Origin of the sequence: Tateyamaria sp. (assembly GCF_039940735.1) — a bacterium.
Lineage (GTDB): Bacteria > Pseudomonadota > Alphaproteobacteria > Rhodobacterales > Rhodobacteraceae > Tateyamaria.
Genome location: NZ_JBDVGB010000007.1, coordinates 1 through 16,636, shown reverse-complemented (window position 1 = coordinate 16,636; position 16,636 = coordinate 1). Strand labels below are relative to the sequence as shown.

The 16,636-nt window shown below is 56.0% G+C and carries 18 protein-coding genes; 7 read left to right on the top strand and 11 right to left on the bottom strand.

Annotation, left to right across the window (positions count from 1 at the left end):
* The 5 genes from ABJF76_RS01380 to ABJF76_RS01360 form a co-directional block, all read left to right on the top strand.
* Nucleotides 1-570: lyase family protein (locus ABJF76_RS01380; RefSeq protein ID WP_413822487.1), on the top strand; the 570-nt coding region annotated here is incomplete at its 5' end.
* A gap of 389 nt (nt 571-959) precedes the next feature.
* Entirely contained in the window at nt 960-1,565 is a 606-nt protein-coding gene (locus ABJF76_RS01375) for a tetratricopeptide repeat protein (RefSeq protein WP_413819399.1), read from the top strand.
* Between the two features lie 78 nt (nt 1,566-1,643).
* Nucleotides 1,644-2,714: a flagellar motor switch protein FliG gene (locus tag ABJF76_RS01370; RefSeq protein WP_413819400.1), complete on the top strand. Its 1,071-nt coding sequence runs from the start codon at nt 1,644-1,646 to the stop codon at nt 2,712-2,714.
* Nucleotides 2,715-2,856: 142 nt separating this feature from the next.
* Entirely contained in the window at nt 2,857-3,738 is an 882-nt protein-coding gene (locus ABJF76_RS01365; protein WP_413819401.1) for a DMT family transporter, read from the top strand.
* Nucleotides 3,692-4,663 (top strand): lysophospholipid acyltransferase family protein, encoded by a 972-nt coding sequence (locus ABJF76_RS01360; RefSeq protein ID WP_413819402.1) that lies wholly within the window; start codon nt 3,692-3,694, stop codon nt 4,661-4,663. Before ABJF76_RS01365 ends, ABJF76_RS01360 begins: the two co-directional genes overlap by 47 nt.
* Before the next feature lie 5 nt (nt 4,664-4,668).
* Here ABJF76_RS01360 and ABJF76_RS01355 read toward each other — a convergent pair whose 3' ends face one another.
* Entirely contained in the window at nt 4,669-5,361 is a 693-nt protein-coding gene (locus ABJF76_RS01355) for a DUF1223 domain-containing protein (RefSeq protein ID WP_413819403.1), read from the bottom strand.
* A 250-nt stretch (nt 5,362-5,611) separates the two neighbouring features.
* Between ABJF76_RS01355 and acnA the strand changes: the two genes are divergently transcribed.
* A complete protein-coding gene (gene acnA, locus ABJF76_RS01350; protein ID WP_413819404.1) occupies nt 5,612-8,299 on the top strand; it encodes an aconitate hydratase AcnA in 2,688 nt (895 codons plus the stop codon).
* A gap of 166 nt (nt 8,300-8,465) precedes the next feature.
* On the opposite strand, the gene ABJF76_RS01345 is transcribed toward acnA, so the two are convergent.
* The 10 genes from ABJF76_RS01345 to yajC form a co-directional block, all read right to left on the bottom strand.
* Nucleotides 8,466-9,005 (bottom strand): DsbE family thiol:disulfide interchange protein, encoded by a 540-nt coding sequence (locus ABJF76_RS01345; RefSeq protein ID WP_413819405.1) that lies wholly within the window; start codon nt 9,003-9,005, stop codon nt 8,466-8,468.
* Complete coding sequence (gene ccmD / locus ABJF76_RS01340; RefSeq protein ID WP_413819542.1) at nt 8,998-9,153, bottom strand: heme exporter protein CcmD; 156 nt, start codon at nt 9,151-9,153, stop codon at nt 8,998-9,000. The genes ABJF76_RS01345 and ccmD overlap by 8 nt, the downstream gene beginning before the upstream one ends.
* Entirely contained in the window at nt 9,146-9,877 is a 732-nt protein-coding gene (locus ABJF76_RS01335) for a heme ABC transporter permease (RefSeq protein WP_413819406.1), read from the bottom strand. The genes ccmD and ABJF76_RS01335 overlap by 8 nt, the downstream gene beginning before the upstream one ends.
* A 47-nt stretch (nt 9,878-9,924) precedes the next feature.
* On the bottom strand, nt 9,925-10,581 hold the full coding sequence (gene ccmB / locus ABJF76_RS01330; RefSeq protein ID WP_413819407.1) for a heme exporter protein CcmB: 657 nt from the start codon (nt 10,579-10,581) through the stop codon (nt 9,925-9,927).
* Entirely contained in the window at nt 10,578-11,192 is a 615-nt protein-coding gene (ccmA, locus tag ABJF76_RS01325) for a heme ABC exporter ATP-binding protein CcmA (RefSeq protein ID WP_413819408.1), read from the bottom strand. Before ccmA ends, ccmB begins: the two co-directional genes overlap by 4 nt.
* A 119-nt stretch (nt 11,193-11,311) precedes the next feature.
* A complete protein-coding gene (locus tag ABJF76_RS01320; protein WP_413819409.1) occupies nt 11,312-11,665 on the bottom strand; it encodes an Mth938-like domain-containing protein in 354 nt (117 codons plus the stop codon).
* A gap of 4 nt (nt 11,666-11,669) precedes the next feature.
* The gene (locus ABJF76_RS01315; RefSeq protein WP_413819410.1) at nt 11,670-12,422 is read right to left on the bottom strand and encodes a TSUP family transporter; all 753 of its coding nucleotides are present in this window, start codon (nt 12,420-12,422) and stop codon (nt 11,670-11,672) included.
* Complete coding sequence (secF, locus tag ABJF76_RS01310) at nt 12,415-13,593, bottom strand: protein translocase subunit SecF (RefSeq protein WP_413819411.1); 1,179 nt, start codon at nt 13,591-13,593, stop codon at nt 12,415-12,417. The genes ABJF76_RS01315 and secF overlap by 8 nt, the downstream gene beginning before the upstream one ends.
* A gap of 3 nt (nt 13,594-13,596) precedes the next feature.
* Entirely contained in the window at nt 13,597-15,261 is a 1,665-nt protein-coding gene (secD, locus tag ABJF76_RS01305) for a protein translocase subunit SecD (RefSeq protein ID WP_413819412.1), read from the bottom strand.
* Nucleotides 15,261-15,539: a preprotein translocase subunit YajC gene (yajC, locus tag ABJF76_RS01300; protein ID WP_413819413.1), complete on the bottom strand. Its 279-nt coding sequence runs from the start codon at nt 15,537-15,539 to the stop codon at nt 15,261-15,263. Before yajC ends, secD begins: the two co-directional genes overlap by 1 nt.
* 170 nt (nt 15,540-15,709) lie before the next feature.
* Here yajC and ABJF76_RS01295 point away from each other — a divergent pair.
* A partial coding sequence (locus ABJF76_RS01295; RefSeq protein ID WP_413822486.1) for a pentapeptide repeat-containing protein occupies nt 15,710-16,636 on the top strand: 927 nt, incomplete at its 3' end.

Genomic DNA, 16,636 nt, shown 5'->3' with positions numbered 1-16,636 from the left:
CAACGCACCGAAGTGCTGGAAGGGGCTGAATTCTTTTCGGCGGGCCAAAAGGGTTCCTCTGCGATGCCGCACAAAAAGAACCCCATTCTGACTGAAAACCTGACAGGCCTTGCGCGCACCATCCGTATGGCTGTTGTCCCGGCGATGGAAAACGTGGCCCTTTGGCATGAACGCGATATCTCGCATTCAAGTGTTGAGCGCGCCATTGGTCCAGACACCACCATCACCCTCGATTTCGCCCTGCACCGTTTGACCGGCGTGATCGATAAAATGCTGATCTATCCTGACAACATGCTGGACAACATGAACAAATTCAGCGGCCTTGTGATGAGCCAACGCGTGCTTTTGGCCCTGACCCAAGCAGGTGTCAGCCGAGAAGACAGCTATAAGCTGGTACAGCGCAACGCGATGAAGGTCTGGGAAGACGGCTCTGATTTCAAAACCGAACTGTTGGGTGACGCCGAAGTGCTTGCCGCCCTCAGCGTCGAAGAAATCGAAGAAAAGTTCGACCTTGGCTATCACACCAAACATGTGGACACGATCTTTGCTCGGGTATTTGGTGACCAGTGATCAAAAAAGGCGGAGGACACCTCCGCCTTACCCACAAACCGAACTGGCCCTAAGCTGTAAGGCGCAGCTTGGTGCGCCTACCCCAAAATTTGTTTTGCGCGCGGGCTTATTTGCCTTACCCTTCCACCACCATGCATTGGATGGAGACGAGCGCTGACAACCAACATACCTTTTTGCATACGCATTCGTTACGGCAACAGCACGTACAACGCCCCCGACGCACACATCCGGCGGCGTTTTATGCCGTCGAGCGGCCCCAAAACACCGCTTCCAACACCTAGCCGCTCGCCACTACGCAAAAAAATAACAGCGTATTCGCATAAATTCCGGCCCCTGCGGGTTGTTACTGTATCGACACCACAACGTGTCCAAACAATCGGAGACCTACCATGCTGCGTACCGTGATCCTGACTGCCGCAATCGCCCTGCCACTTGCCTTGCCCTCCACAAGTTTCGCCGCTGGCAGTGACAGCACAGCCAAGCCCAAGAAAACCGAAACAACCCAGAACTGTTTTGATGCCCGCCAATGGGATCCTGAAACCAAGCGGTATGTGCGCTTTTCCCAGCCGGTAAATGGCGTGTGGGATGGCGATATCAAAAAATGCGTACGCCCTGACAAAACCTCTCATTTGGACAACGATACGCTTTACAAAGCCGTGCGCGAATTGGCCTATGCGGGCCGTTTTGGCGAAGTGGTGCAGGTGCTGGACCAAATGCCCGACCAACTTGATGATCGTGTGCTGACGTATCGTGGGTTCACAGCGCGTAAACTTGGCGATCTGGAACAAGCGAATGTCTATTACGAACAGGCTCTTACCCAAAATCCAGATAACATTTTGGCCCGCTCTTACATGGGGCAAGGCAAAGTGGCGTCGGGTGACAAAATCGCCGCTGTCACACAGCTGCGCGAAATCCAAGCGCGCGGCGGCGAAGGTACATGGGCCGAGGCATCCTTGCGTTCAGCTATCGAGACCGGCACGACCTATAGCTATTGAACGATCTTTTCGGTGATGGGTTGAGAGTTTCTAAACCATTGCCTGCCAAAGCTGACGCGAACAGTTTTAAGGCAGGACATGACCGAATTGGTTCACATGCCCGCCGCCCCTGCCAAGATGCAGTCGGGCGGCGGATCTTCTATGCGCACACCTGCGTTAAGTCGCCGGGCGAAAGCGGCGATCGTGGTGCGTATTTTGCTAAACGAAGGCGCCGATATCCCGATTGAGGATTTACCCGAAGAATTGCAAGCACACCTAACCAAGGCCATGGGATCGATGCGCATGGTCGATCGCGATACCTTGCAAGCCGTGGCCGCCGAGTTCGCTGAGGAAGTTGAACGGATCGGCCTGAGCTTTCCGGGTGGCATGGCAGGCGCGCTGACGGCACTTGATGGTAAAATCAGCCCGCAAACCGCCGCGCGCCTACGCAAAGAGGCGGGCGTGCGCGAAATGGGTGATCCTTGGGTGCGCATCCGCGAGATGTCGCCCGATCTATTGGTCCCTGTGCTTGAAACCGAAAGCATCGAAATTGCAGCCGTCATGCTTTCTAAACTCGAAGTTCCTAAAGCTGCTGAATTGTTAGGAAAACTGCCAGGTCCACGCGCCCGCCAGATCACCTTTGCCGTGTCAAAAACGGGGGGCGTCACGCCGGATGCGGTGCAACGCATCGGTCTGTCGCTGGCCAGTCAACTGGCGGCTCGTCCGATCAGTGCTTTTGACGACGGACCAGTGGAACGCGTTGGCGCGATCTTGAATTCCACCACAGCCATAACACGCGACGATATGCTCGCAGGCCTTGATGAATCTGACGAAGGATTTGCAAACGCAGTGCGCAAAGCGATCTTTACCTTTGCCAACATCCCCGCACGCATCGCACCGCGCGACATTCCGCGCATTCTGCGCGACATCGATCAGGCTGACTTGGTCACCGCTTTTGCAGGTGCCCCGTCCATGGGAATGGACGCCAGTGTCGCCTTTATTCTAGAAAACATGTCTGGTCGCATGGCCGATCAAACACGCGAAGAAGTGGCGGAGGCTGGCACCCCCAAACCTGCCGACACTGACGCTGCGATGACGTCAATTGTGAACACGATCCGCGCCATGGAAGCTTCGGGTGATTTGATGCTTGTGAACGAGGAGGAAGAATAACAATTTCAAAGGTCTGGCGACTGCAATGAAAGTATCAAAAGAACATCCTCAGGGTCCGCGCCTCCACCTGCGGATAACACCTTTGGTGATCAGCGTACGTTTAGCAGTGTGAGCCCGCGGAAACTGCGTTAAGCCCAATGCTATGGAACAGCCTTCGCACTCTGCGCCGACCCGCGCCATTCTGTTGACGATTGCGGCAATCTTTTGCTTTGGGCTGATGGATGTGGCTGTAAAGACTGTGTCACCCATGACAGGCACGATCCCCGCCCTTTGGGCACGCTATGCAGGGCAAATGATGATCGTCGTGATCCTTGTGGCCCCACGCTTGCGCCGTGTCGTACGCAGCGTGCACCCTAAGTTGCAAATCGCCCGTTCGGTCTTGTTGATGCTGGCGACCTTCTTTTTCTTCCATGCCTTGGCCCGCGTTGGACTGGCCGAAGCGACAGCGGTCATTTCGATGAATCCGCTGCTGATCACACTTGGCGCGGCCCTTTTTCTGGGCGAAGCACTGGGCCCGCGCCGTATCTTTGCCATCCTGCTTGCGCTGGTGGGTGCCTTACTGGTGATCCGCCCCGGATCGGATGTGTTCCAGCCCGCGGCCCTGCTGCCGTTAATTTCAGCCCTTTGTTTTGCGGGTTACACCCTGATCACCCGCCGCTTGGGTCCAAACGAAGACGTGTGGACCTCGCTCTTTTATACAGGGCTTGTCGGTTCGATCATTCTGACAGCCATCGTCCCGTTTCACATGCCAACGTTCACGCCCATCAGCATTGTATTGCTGATGTTTATCGGCGCGGTCGGCACAGCGGGGCAGTTGATGTTGATCCGCGCATTGTCACAAGCCGAGGCGGGTTTGCTCGCGCCCTTCAACTACACAGGCCTTGTGTTTGCCGTGCTCTGGGGCTTTGTTCTATTTCAAGAAGTGCCTGACGCACTGACTTTGCTTGGTGCGCTTGTGATCGCAGGGGCGGGGATTTATGTCTGGCATCGAGAAACCCGCGCCAAACCCAACCCCGCGCGCTAAGCCAAAGGTGCCAATGCCCAAGGATCCCGATACCCTGCCAGCCGGAAAACGGGCCGCCTATTTCGCGACCGATCTGGCGGCGCGTGCCTGCATTGGGACCGCTCTGGCCTTGCCGTATCGGTGGCGTGTGCCGTTTATGGGATGGGTATTTGTCAATGTCATCGCACGCGCCGCGGGATTTCTACGCCGCGCTGAAGATCACATTACCTTTGTGCTGCCCTACTTGCCGCGTGCCGAACAAGAACGCCTTGCCCGCGCCAGCCTGAACAATGCCGGGCGCACCCTGATCGAAAACTATTCCACAAAGGCGCTGCTGGCCCGTCAAAAGGGTGCCAAGTTAGACGGCCCCGGGATCGAAGCGCTTGAAAAAGCCGCAGCCGCCGGTCAGCCCGTCGTTCTGGTCACGGGGCATTTCGGGAATTACGAGGCCGTGCGCGCTGCATTGGTGTCACGAGGCTATGATGTGGGTGGGCTCTATCGCGATATGGCCAATCCGTATTTCAACGCCCATTACGTGCGCACGATGCAAGCCTTCGGCGGCCCCGTTTTTGCAAAAGGGCGCAAAGGAACTGCCGGCTTTGTGCGCCATCTTAAAGGTGGAGGTCAGCTGGTGTTGCTTTTTGACCAGCACGTACACGGCGCACCTGTTTTGGATTTTCTGGGCCATAAGGCCCATACAGCTGTATCCGCCGCCGAACTGGCGCTGCGATATGACGCCCCGTTGATTCCGTTTTACGGCATCCGCAAAAGCGATGGCTTGTCATTTGACTGTGTGATCGAAGCGCCGATCCCTCATACAGACGCTGAAACCATGACCCAAGCCATGAATGACAGCATCAGTGCGCGCATACGCGCCCATCCTGATCAATGGTTGTGGGTTGCAAGACGCTGGCGGGACAGCGCGAACGCTGCCCCGAAGGTTTAAAAAGCTTACTTGATCTCGGCGGCCGCTAAGATCGGGCCGGATCGTCCTTCTTGGATCATCACGACCAGAGGGTGATCGCCTTCAATTGGCATATCCACAGACAAGGCGGCGGCCCCATCCCATTCGCGCAGGATTTTCCAGTCTTCGGTCACGTGGGCATAGTTGATGGTATGCCCTGCGTTCTCGCCGCGCGTGATCCGCGATTCGCGTTCTGGCTGATAGCGCACGACATGCACCAACAAGGGCCGACCGCGATGGCTAGTGGTCGCTGATACGTTCAGCACGCCATCGCTCATTGCCACGTTCATGTCGACAACAGACGGTGCGGCGCCCGCATCGGCGATCGCTTTGGACAGCTCCATCGGGCGGGCGCCGACAACACTTGTGACGCCGTTGATGATCATCTGGGGGGTGTACACCGACCGGCGGCGACCCTCACGGGCATAATTGCGTTGACGGTCCGAATAGGCTGGGTGTGCGAATTCGTCCTTCCAACCAATGTAATCCCAATAATCCACGTGCAGCGCCAACGCGATAACATCGTCACGTTTTGCCAACTCGTGCAACAATTTGTCCGCAGGCGGACAAGACGAACACCCTTGCGAGGTGAACAATTCGACCACCACAGGCGACTGCGCCGCGACTGGAGAACTGAATGCGGTAATACCCGCCAAAAGGATGGAACTGATAAGTTTCATAGGTTCCGCGCACACTCTCTGTGTTGAAATGCTTGCTGTTTACTCTTCACCATATATGGAAGTCCCAAGCGATGTGCCAATCAAGGTTTGTTGAGTATATGTGACAGCAAATCAAATCTTGCATTCACAAATTGTACACCATGGTATACCAAATCACTAAAATCATGCCAATTTGAGTTGATCACAGCCCCCTCATGATGCATGACGCACCCAAGCACTCTACCCCGTCGCCTAAAGAAAGGACTTCTTAATGCCCATCACAGTAGGCCATGATTCCGCCAAGACGCGCAAGACGCTGACCGCCGGTTCCCAATCCATCGATTATTACTCCATCCCAGCAGCAACCGAAGCTGGGCTTGGTGACTTTTCCAAATTGCCCGCCGCCCTCAAGGTGGTTTTGGAAAACATGCTGCGCTTCGAAGATGGCAAGACAGTCAACACAGATGACATTAAGGCATTTGCCGAATGGGGCGCCAATGGCGGTAAAAACCCGCGCGAGATCGCCTACCGCCCCGCCCGCGTTCTTCTGCAAGATTTCACCGGCGTTCCGGCCGTTGTCGATCTGGCCGCAATGCGCGACGCCCTTGTGTCCCTTGGTGGCGACGCCGAACAGATCAACCCGCTGAACCCTGTTGATCTTGTGATCGACCACTCGGTGATGATCGACGAATTTGGCAACCCGCGCGCCTTCCAGATGAACGTGGACCGCGAATACGAACGCAACATGGAACGTTACACCTTCCTGAAGTGGGGCCAAAACGCCTTTAACAACTTCCGCGTTGTCCCACCCGGAACCGGCATCTGCCACCAAGTGAACCTCGAATATCTGTCGCAAACCGTCTGGACCGACAAAGACCAGAACGGCGTCGAAGTCGCATACCCTGACACGCTTGTTGGCACCGACAGCCACACCACCATGGTCAACGGCGCTGCCGTCCTTGGTTGGGGCGTTGGCGGCATCGAAGCCGAAGCCGCGATGTTAGGCCAGCCGATTTCCATGCTGATCCCCGAAGTTATCGGTTTTGAACTGACGGGTTCCATGTTGGAAGGCACAACAGGCACCGACCTTGTGTTGAAAGTTGTGGAAATGCTGCGCGCAAAAGGCGTTGTTTCCAAATTCGTCGAATTCTACGGCGAAGGCTTGAACCGTTTGCCACTGGCTGACCGCGCCACTATCGCCAACATGGCACCCGAATACGGCGCGACCTGTGGCTTCTTCCCGATCGACAGCGAAACGCTGCGCTATCTGGAAAACACTGGCCGCGACAAGGACCGCATCGCGCTGGTCGAAACCTATGCCAAAGAGAACGGTATGTGGCGCGACGATGACTATGCTCCGATCTATACGGACACGCTGCACCTTGACATGGGCACCATCGTGCCTGCCATTTCTGGCCCCAAACGCCCACAAGATTACGTGGCACTGAGTGACGGGCAAACAGCGTTCCGCCGCGAAATGGAAGAGACTTTTAAACGCCCAATGGGCAAAGAGGTTGCGGTCGACGGCGAAGACTACACACTTGAATCCGGTAAAGTTGTGATCGCATCGATCACCTCCTGTACCAACACGTCGAACCCCTATGTGATGATCGGTGCGGGCCTTGTGGCGCGCAAGGCTGCTGCATTGGGCATGAACCGCAAACCATGGGTGAAAACATCGCTTGCACCCGGTTCGCAGGTTGTTTCAGCCTATCTGGAAGCCGCCGAGCTGCAAGATGATCTGGATGCCATCGGCTTTAACCTTGTCGGTTACGGGTGCACGACCTGTATCGGTAACTCTGGTCCGATCCAGCCTGAACTGTCCAAAGCGATTGCCGATGGCGATCTGGTGGCGACATCTGTTCTGTCGGGCAACCGCAACTTTGAAGGTCGGATTTCGCCCGACGTGCGTGCCAACTACCTCGCCTCGCCTCCCCTCGTGGTGGCCTATGCGCTGGCCGGTACGCTTGACATCGACCTGAGCAAAGACGCGATTGGTCAGGACAAAGACGGCAATGACGTCTTCCTGAAAGACATCTGGCCCACCACCCAAGAAGTGGCCGAATTGGTCGAAGCCACTGTAACCCGCGAAGCGTTCCAAACCAAATATGCGGACGTCTTTAACGGCGACGAAAAATGGCAGGGCGTGGAAACCACGAATGCGCTGACCTATGACTGGCCACCGACATCGACCTACGTGCAAAACCCACCTTACTTCCAAGGGATGGGTGCAGAGCCGGGCACGATTTCCAACATCGACGGCGCCAAAGTGTTGGCCGTTCTGGGCGATATGATCACCACTGATCACATCTCGCCTGCCGGATCGTTCCAGCAAAGCACACCCGCAGGCCAGTATCTGATCGAACGCCAAGTCGCCCCGCGTGAGTTTAACTCATACGGCTCGCGTCGCGGCAACCACGAGATCATGATGCGCGGCACCTTCGCCAACATCCGCATTAAGAACGAGATGCTGGACGGCGTCGAAGGCGGCTACACCAAAGGCCCCGATGGCGCGCAGACCTCAATTTATGACGCGGCCATGGCACACCAAGAGGCAGGCACACCGTTGGTCATCTTCGGTGGCGAACAGTACGGTGCGGGTTCTTCGCGTGACTGGGCAGCCAAAGGCACGGCTTTGCTCGGCGTAAAGGCGGTCATTTCCGAAAGCTTCGAACGTATCCACCGCTCCAACCTTGTCGGCATGGGCGTGATCCCGTTCGAATTCACTGGTGGTGATAGCCGCAAAAGCCTTGGTCTGACAGGCGAAGAAACCGTGTCGATCTCGGGTCTTGATACGATCAAGCCGCTCGAAGTTGTGCCCTGCACAATCACAATGGCAGATGGCTCAGTCAAGAATATCCAGCTGAAATGCCGGATCGATACAGCGATCGAGGTCGAATACATCGAGCACGGCGGCGTTTTGCACTACGTGCTGCGCAACCTCGCCAAAGCGGCCTGATCCGCCACACATAAACAAGAAAGCCCCGGCATCGCGTCCGGGGCTTTTTCGTTTCATTGTTCTTTTAAATACTCAAATGCTCCCATTTGCAGCAGACCGCATTTTTGAGTATTTAAAAGAACAATGAAGTCAGACGCCGATCAGCATGAAATACGCCGTTAGGCGTTCATTTTGACAGCGCCTCGTTCAGAGCAGGCACAAACCGGTTTTCATAATCTGAGCCGATCAACGGTCCGATATAGCGAAACAACACAGTCCCGTCGCCTGCGATGATGAACGTCTCGGGCGGGGCAGTGACGCCCCACTCAATCGCAGATCGCCCAGCAGGGTCAAAGGCCACTCCAACAAAAGGGTTGCCGTCATCCGTCAAGTATTGAGTCGCCGGTGTCTCTGTGTCGCGAAAATTCACCCCGACGATCGGCACGCCGTCCGCGGCCATTTCCAACAATTTAGGGTGTTCCGCACGGCATGGTGGGCACCAAGAGGCCCAGAAGTTAACCAAGGTCACCTGCCCATTGCCTAGCATTTCAGGCGTCACGCCGGGAAAGGCAATCAGGCTCTCTTCAGTCACTTCAGGTGCGATCCCACCCACCCGTGTCGAAGGCAGTTCGCGCGGATTATCTCGAAACATACCGACAGCGGCCAGCGCCACAAAGCCTGCAAATATCCCTATCGGGGCCAGCATCAGCGGCGAAACCTTAGCCATTGCGCTTTGCCCTTTCTTCAACTTCTTGCATTTGTGCGCGCACGCGGCGTCCGCGCAACAACGTCAGCGCAACGATGGCCACAAGCAGTAGAACCGACACCGCATAGGCGGAAAAAACTGCGTCCGCGTACTTCCCAAGATCAGGCAACTGCATTCTCCCGTGCCATCAACGCGCGCGTCCGGCGCACGCGTATTTCAGTGCCTGTACGGTACAAAACCAATGCAAAGAACAGCAGAACAAAACCTGCGATACAGAATAGCAAAGGTTGGTAAAATACATCCGCCACGTTTTCTTCTTTGTCCAACGACAGCGACGCCCCCTGATGTAACCCTTGGTTCCAAAAGTTCACAGCATAGCGGCTGAGAACCGCGAAAACGGTCCCGACAAGGCACAGGATCGATGTCAGATCGGCAGCCGTGTCAGGGTCTTCAATCGCTTCCCAAAGGGCGACATACCCAAGGTAAAACAAAAACAAGATCAAAAAGGAGGTCAGGCGCGGATCCCACGCCCACCATGTCCCCCACATCGGCTGCCCCCAGATTGCCCCGGTAAACAGCGCAATAAGCGTCATCACAATCCCCACCGGGGCAGCGGCGCGGGCGGCCAGTGCCGACACATGGTGCCGCCGGATGATCCAAATCAATGACGCAACAAGCATCATGAACCACGCATTGATCGCCATCAAAGCGGCAGGCACATGCAAGTAAATGATCTTGACGGTTGATCCCTGCCGGAAGTCATCGGGCGTGAAAAAGAACCCCCAAATCAACCCGATCGCAAGGCATGCGGCCGAAAGCCCCCACAGCCACGGCAAGATCCGTTCGCTGAGGCCTAAAAACTTGACCGGGTTGGCATATTCCCAAAGTGACATATAGCTTCCCTAATTCCTCGTGCAGAGCTTCTCAATCCAATTTCGCGTTACCGCAAGTTCACACGCAAAACGGCGCCCGCAGCAAATGGCATCAACGCCAGAACCGCCAGCGTGATTCCAGCCAGAAACAGCAACGGCGTGGCGGGGTCCAGCCCCTCTGCCCCGCGCCGAGCAGCCTCTGCACCAAAGATCAACGTAGGTACATACAGCGGCAGTACAAGTAGCGACATCAACAACCCACCGCGCTTGATCCCAACGGTCAAGGCCGCACCAAAAGCGCCTATCATCGACAGCGCAGGCGTGCCAAGCACAAGGCTGACTACCAAAACACCATAGCCCCCCGGCGCCAAGTTCAACAAAACACCCAACACAGGTGCAGCAAGTACCAAGGGCAATCCAGTCGTTACCCAATGCGCGCCTGCTTTGACGGCCACAACGCCCTCCAACGGCAAAGGCGACGTCGCCAACAGATCCAGCGCCCCGTCTTCCCAATCAACGGCCAATAAACGATCCAGCGATAACAGGCACGCCAGCAAAGCGCCCAACCACAAAACACCAGGCGCGATGCGCGCCAACAGGTCAGACGCAGGCCCAACGCTAAAAGGCACGAGCACAACAACGATCAGGAAAAACGCAAGCCCAAGGCCAAACCCGCCCCCCGCGCGCAATGCCAACGCCAAATCGCGAAAAAATAACGCTCTCATAAGAATGCCTCATCCGAAGCCGCGACAGCCCCCGCACGGGCGCGATACGGCGTCACATCCAACACATCCGCCTCAATCCCAAGATCGATATGGGTGGCCATCAAAGCGCACCCTCCGCCTGCCAAATGTGCACGCACCGCGTCAGCAAAAAGCGCAACTGACGCTGCATCTAATGACACCGTCGGCTCATCCAAAATCCACAAAGGGCGCCCCGTCACAACCAGACGCGCCAAACCCAAACGACGTTTTTGACCCGCCGACAATGTGCCCGCGGCGCGGTTCTCTAGGCCCTCAAGATCAAAGGCGTGCAGCGCCTCTGCGATACCGCTTTGACCAAACACCGCAGCCCAAAACTGCAAGTTCTCTGCCACTGTTAACGCAGCCTTCAACCCATCGGCATGGGCGGCATATGCGACCTGATCTTCGGCCCCGACAACGGCGCCTTCCATCGGTTCCTGCAAACCGGCAACCGTGCGCAAAAGCGTCGTCTTACCTGCCCCATTGGGCCCACGCAAAACCAATGCCCGTCCCGCAGACAACGTAAATGAAACGCCCGCCAACACGGGCACACCGCTACGCCCTACAGCCAGATCAGTAACATTCAATTCCATCACACACCGCTACCCGATCCCAGACAGACACAGAAGGACCCGGTCCACCTTCATCTTGCCAAATAAACTCCGGGGGGAAGGCGCGGATGCGCCCGGGGGGCTGGCCCCCCTCGTCCCCCTCAAACTGGCAACATCGCCAATGCGACGCGCCGCCCCTCGCTCAATAGCACGTTGTACGTACGCGCCGCCGAAGGAGAAGACATCACCTCAACCCCAACACCCGTTTCTTCCAATGGGTCACGCAAGGTCATCGGGATATGGGCAATCTCTGCCCCCGTTCCGACAAACAACACATCAGCCGCCCCCTGAAGCTCCAGCAACGTGGCCTCGTCTTCGTATCCACCCCAAGGTACCGTGCCAAACGGGCCGGTCAACACACCGCCTTGAAACACTTCGCCGCCAATGCGGAAAAAACCAGGGCCATAGCCCTCGACAGGTTTGGCATCGGTAAAGGTGATTTCGTTTAACCGCATCGCATCAACTCCAGACAGGCAGGCCCACAATAGCCGACGCCGCAATTACGATATAGGCCACAACGCGAAAAAGTCTCTCGGCCGATGGATCAAAAAGACGTGCACCAACAACATTCGCGCACATGTAGATGGGTACACATATCAACCCAACTGTGATCGCTAATGGGTCAAGTAAACCAAACCCAATGAAAACAACCGCCATCAGTACGTCAACGCCCAGCAGATATAATAAAAAGTTGGCCCGGATCACTGCGATTGGCAACGCGCTGGCCATATAAAGCATGATCACAGGCGGTCCCGGCACCCCGGCGACACCGCCTAAAAAGCCGCCGATCGTTCCCACGCCGACGATCCCCGCCGGGCGCAAAGTACCGGCATATCGCCACCCCGTCATCACCAGCGCCAAAAGCACCAGCACGACAATGGACACCGACCAGCCAAAAGCCGCAGGGTCAAGCCGCGACAAGGCCCACAGCCCCAATGGCAACCCGACAACCGCACCGGCAAGCAGCTTTGCCGTCTCGCGCGGTTCACCTGCCCGCCATGCTGCGTGCAAATTGGGTAATGGCCCCCAGAATTCCACCGTGGTCAAAAACGCCAGCGCCGCGAACGGGTCCAAGACCGAAGACGCAATTGGCATGATAACCAAAGCCGATCCAAAACCGGTAAAACCGCGCACCAAACCGGCCGCGATGATTGCTCCGATCAACCACCACAGCCCCGGCAAAGCCAAGGCTGCGGTGATCAGATCAAGCATCTATGTTGGCATATTGATTGCCGACGTTCGGGTCTTGCTTGTCCCAGTTGCGCTTGACGCCCGACCACAACAGGATGGTCGAGGCAACGAACACAGAACTGTACGTCCCGACAATCACACCCCATATCATCGCAAACACAAAGCCCCGGATCACATCCCCGCCCAGCACATAAAGCGCAATCAGCGCCAGCAATGTGGTCACAGATGTCATCAATGTCCGGCTTAATGTCTCGTTGATCGAAACGTTCAACACTTCGGACAGTGGCTTTTTCTTGTACTTACGCAGGTTTTCACGCACCCGGTCAAACACAACCACAGTGTCGTTCAACGAATATCCGACGATGGTCAACAGTGCCGCAATGATCGCCAGATCAAATTTGATTTGCAGTGCCGAAAACACCCCGATGGTCAAGATCACATCATGCACAAGGGCCGCCACGGCCCCTAGGGCAAACTGCCATTCAAACCGCAGCCAGATGTATATCAGAACCGCACCGATCGCCAAAACCACAGCCAACGCCGCCGTTTTGATCAATTCGCCCGATACTTTTGGGCCAACAGATTCTACGGACGGGAATTTGACGTTGTCATAGGAAAAAATCGCTTGCTGTAGAACCAAGCCGTTCCCGTTTGCAGCGTCCTGAATTTGCGAAATGGTATCGAACGCCTGCCCATTCGGAAATAGAAAACGCGCACCTTCAACATCGTCAGCCGGAATGCCGCCAAAATTGCTCATGCGCTGTTCTAAATCAGAGGGATCGCCAGACAAAAGACTAATATCGGCAACCAACTTACTACCCGTCGCGTTACCCAGCGCATGTTGCACTTTACGAACGGTATCGGGCGTCACGGCTTCCTGGCCTTCCTGCGCTTGAATGCGCACCATTGCCACGTTTTGGTCAGCAGCAAAGCCCGGGTCAAACACTTCAGTGATCAAAAAATCGCCCAGCCCAAGCGGCTCCATCGCGTCCCGGTACACCCCAGTATCCACGGCTTGCGTGCTTTCGGTACGGATGGTTGTGCCGCCCCGAAAATCGATGCCATAGTTCAGCCCCTGAATGGCAAAAGACAACATGCCCACCACCACCATAGCCGCTGAAATTCCCAGCCACACTTTCCACCGCGAAAAGAAGTCAAAGGACGTGTTGTCCCGGATCATTTTCAATCGCATGACTTACACCTCAATCGTTTTGGGACGGCGACGTTCAAACCACATCACCACCAGCAAGCGCGTCACAAAGATCGCGGTGAACACAGATGTCATAATGCCAAGGCCCAGCGTAATCGCAAAACCGCGTACAGGGCCCGACCCCATCGCAAACAAGATCACAGCCGTGATGAACGTGGTGATGTTGGCATCCAGAATGGCTGACAACGCCTTTTCATAGCCCAGCTCAATCGCCCGCGCAGGGCCGCGCGCCGATTTCAGTTCTTCTCGGATCCGTTCAAAGATCAGCACGTTGGCGTCCACCGCCATACCCACCGTCAAAACAATACCCGCAATGCCCGGCAAGGTCAGCGTGGCCCCAACCAACGACAGCAATCCAAAGATCAGGCCGACGTTGATGATCAACGCGATGTTGGCAAAAACGCCAAACAGCCCATAACTTAGGAACATGAACACCAGCACCGCTGCAAAGGCGACAAGAGTCGCGATCTTACCCGCATCAATGCTGTCCTGACCCAACTCTGGACCAATCGTGCGTTCCTCAAGGAACACCAGTTCGGCAGGCAGCGCACCTGCGCGCAGCAAAATCGCCAAGTTGGTTGATTCTTCAATTCCGAAATTGCCGGTAATGATGCCTGACCCACCCGGAATATGGCTTTGGATCACCGGGGCCGATACGACCTCGTCATCCAGCACAATCGCAAAGGGCGACCCGATGTTTTCAGCCGTGTAGTCGCCAAAGCGGCGCGCACCGGCCGTGTTAAACCGGAAAGAAACCGCAGGGTTGCCGTTTTGATCAAAGCTGGGCTGCGCGTCGACCAAATCTTCGCCCGACACAACAGGCGCGCTTTCGATCACATAAAACAAACCCGGTTCATCCAGCGACGGCACCAATTCATTGCCAACACCAGGTGCCTGCGACGAATCCGATGTGCGCGACACAACAGGGTTGAACGTCAACTGCGCCGTGGTGCCAATGATCGCCTTCAGCTCAGACGCCGACCCAATGCCCGGCACCTGAATTAGAATGCGATCCGCCCCCTGACGCTGAATCGTCGGCTCTCGTGTGCCGACCTCGTCGACGCGGCGGCGTACAATTTCCAACGACTGCGCCAAAGTGCGTTCGTCACTGGCCAATTTTTCCGCATCACTCAAAGTGATCGAAATTACATCGTCCCCGTCCGCGCGCACTTCGATGTCGTTGATGCCAACACCAGTCAGCGAATTCACCGGCACCGCCAATGTACGCACCAATTGCAAAGCGCGCTGCATGCCTGCAGGCTCGCCAATCCGCACGCGCAACTCATCGTCAGGCGAAGGCTGCAAACGGATGGTGCCCACAGTCGCGCGTTCAGGGCGCAGAATATCGCGCACAGCAGGCCACGTGGCCTCCATGCGTGTGGCATAGACCTGCTCGACCTCGACCTCGGCCAGCAAATGCGCACCACCGCGCAAATCCAACCCAAGGTTCACAAGGCTCGATGGCAAATACCCCGGCCACTCCGCCAAAGCCGCTTGGTTTTCAGGCGTATCCGCCCCCAACTCTATCGCCGCAGCGGCATCATTGTGCCCCTCTACGCGCGAATAGAACCCGTTGGGCATCGCCAACAACAACCCAAGCGCACAGGTCGCCCAGATCAGTACCCGCTTCCAAGCCGCAATCTGAAGCATTACTTGGCCGGTTCAGTTTTGCTGATCACAGTGGCAATAGTCGATTGCACAACACGCACTTTGATACCTTCGGCCAACTCAACTTCGATCTCGTTGTCGTCCTTGACCTTGATCACTTTGCCAATCAGCCCGCCTTGGGTGATGACCTGATCGCCACGACGCAAAGCCGCAACCATCGCCGCATGTTCTTTCACCTTCTTCTGCTGAGGGCGAATGAGCAGGAAATACATGATCCCAAAGATCAAAATTAAAGGAATAAACTGGCCAAAGGCTTCCATGGATCGTGTCCTTGTTTTTGGGGCGTTCAAAGGCCCACCGCAGAGTTCGACAGAACCTATGTTCGCACCGCACCATGCGCAAGGTACAAAGGACCCACAATGTCAGGGATATGACACGGGTGCGACCAAAGGCCTTTTGTCTGGCGCGATTTCGCGTCAAAGTGGAGCAGATGACAGACCCAATTCACTTTTCCCTGCCCGGCCCGGTGGTCTATAGCATCGCCAGTCTTGGTGTGCTGCTGCTGGCCTCTTGGCTCATTTACCTCGCCTTGCCCGAGGACGATCCAAAGCCAAACACACTAACCCTATTGCGCAATGGGCTGGGATTAAGTGGCCTGCACCCTATCATGCTGATCGCAGGAGCATTCGCATACGCAATCATCGCGGCCATCCTTACGGTCGGATTGGCCTTTTTGATTCTGGGCACCATCGCTCTTCCTTTTTCCGAAGGCATGACCCCCAAAGAACTGCGGGACGGGTTCCTATTCTATGTTTTGCGGCTCGCTGGCCTCACCACTGTCTTGGGCGCAGTGATCGCGCTGCCAATAACCGTGATCCGTCTGCGCCTGACGCAAAAGCAAACCGACACGGCCACCGAATCCCTGTTCAATGAAAAGATCAACGCCGCCACCCAAGGGCTGTATGCGCGCAGGCAGATCAGCATCTTGGGCGATGACGACAAGTACCAAGATCACTGGCAAGACGACATCGTCCAACGCTGCGCCGCGATTGACCGGCTTGCCCGTCTTGCCAGAGCAAATCCTGAGGAAGCGCTTTCAATTAGCCGAACTATTGCGACTTATATCCGCGTCAATTTTCCTGCCAAAAATCTTGATGCGACACCCTTGCCCTTTGAACGAAAGCAACCCAGGGCAGACTTGCAAATTGGCATTCAAGCAATTGGCTCCACAAACCTTCTGGCAAGGGAGCACCAGCACGGAAATTGGCGGCTCGATCTAAGAAGCTGTGATTTTGATGGGGTCGATTTTTCGAATGGCAATTTTCTAGCGGTCGATTTCAGTCGTTGCCGTATCGAAGCAGCGCAAATGAACGGCGCGAACCTCCAAGGCGTAAAACTAAGCGGATGTTTACTAAAT

Excerpts from the sequence above, each read along its gene's own strand:
- ABJF76_RS01375 (WP_413819399.1), top strand. The coding sequence starts at position 960 with ATGCTGCGTACCGTGATCCTGACTGCCGCAATCGCCCTGCCACTTGCC.
- ABJF76_RS01370 (WP_413819400.1), top strand. The coding sequence starts at position 1,644 with ATGACCGAATTGGTTCACATGCCCGCCGCCCCTGCCAAGATGCAGTCG.
- ABJF76_RS01365 (WP_413819401.1), top strand. The coding sequence starts at position 2,857 with ATGGAACAGCCTTCGCACTCTGCGCCGACCCGCGCCATTCTGTTGACG.
- ABJF76_RS01360 (WP_413819402.1), top strand. The coding sequence starts at position 3,692 with ATGTCTGGCATCGAGAAACCCGCGCCAAACCCAACCCCGCGCGCTAAG.
- ABJF76_RS01355 (WP_413819403.1), bottom strand. The coding sequence starts at position 5,361 with ATGAAACTTATCAGTTCCATCCTTTTGGCGGGTATTACCGCATTCAGT.
- acnA (WP_413819404.1), top strand. The coding sequence starts at position 5,612 with ATGCCCATCACAGTAGGCCATGATTCCGCCAAGACGCGCAAGACGCTG.
- ABJF76_RS01345 (WP_413819405.1), bottom strand. The coding sequence starts at position 9,005 with ATGGCTAAGGTTTCGCCGCTGATGCTGGCCCCGATAGGGATATTTGCA.
- ABJF76_RS01335 (WP_413819406.1), bottom strand. The coding sequence starts at position 9,877 with ATGTCACTTTGGGAATATGCCAACCCGGTCAAGTTTTTAGGCCTCAGC.
- ccmB (WP_413819407.1), bottom strand. The coding sequence starts at position 10,581 with ATGAGAGCGTTATTTTTTCGCGATTTGGCGTTGGCATTGCGCGCGGGG.
- ccmA (WP_413819408.1), bottom strand. The coding sequence starts at position 11,192 with ATGGAATTGAATGTTACTGATCTGGCTGTAGGGCGTAGCGGTGTGCCC.
- ABJF76_RS01320 (WP_413819409.1), bottom strand. The coding sequence starts at position 11,665 with ATGCGGTTAAACGAAATCACCTTTACCGATGCCAAACCTGTCGAGGGC.
- ABJF76_RS01315 (WP_413819410.1), bottom strand. The coding sequence starts at position 12,422 with ATGCTTGATCTGATCACCGCAGCCTTGGCTTTGCCGGGGCTGTGGTGG.
- secF (WP_413819411.1), bottom strand. The coding sequence starts at position 13,593 with ATGCGATTGAAAATGATCCGGGACAACACGTCCTTTGACTTCTTTTCG.
- secD (WP_413819412.1), bottom strand. The coding sequence starts at position 15,261 with ATGCTTCAGATTGCGGCTTGGAAGCGGGTACTGATCTGGGCGACCTGT.
- yajC (WP_413819413.1), bottom strand. The coding sequence starts at position 15,539 with ATGGAAGCCTTTGGCCAGTTTATTCCTTTAATTTTGATCTTTGGGATC.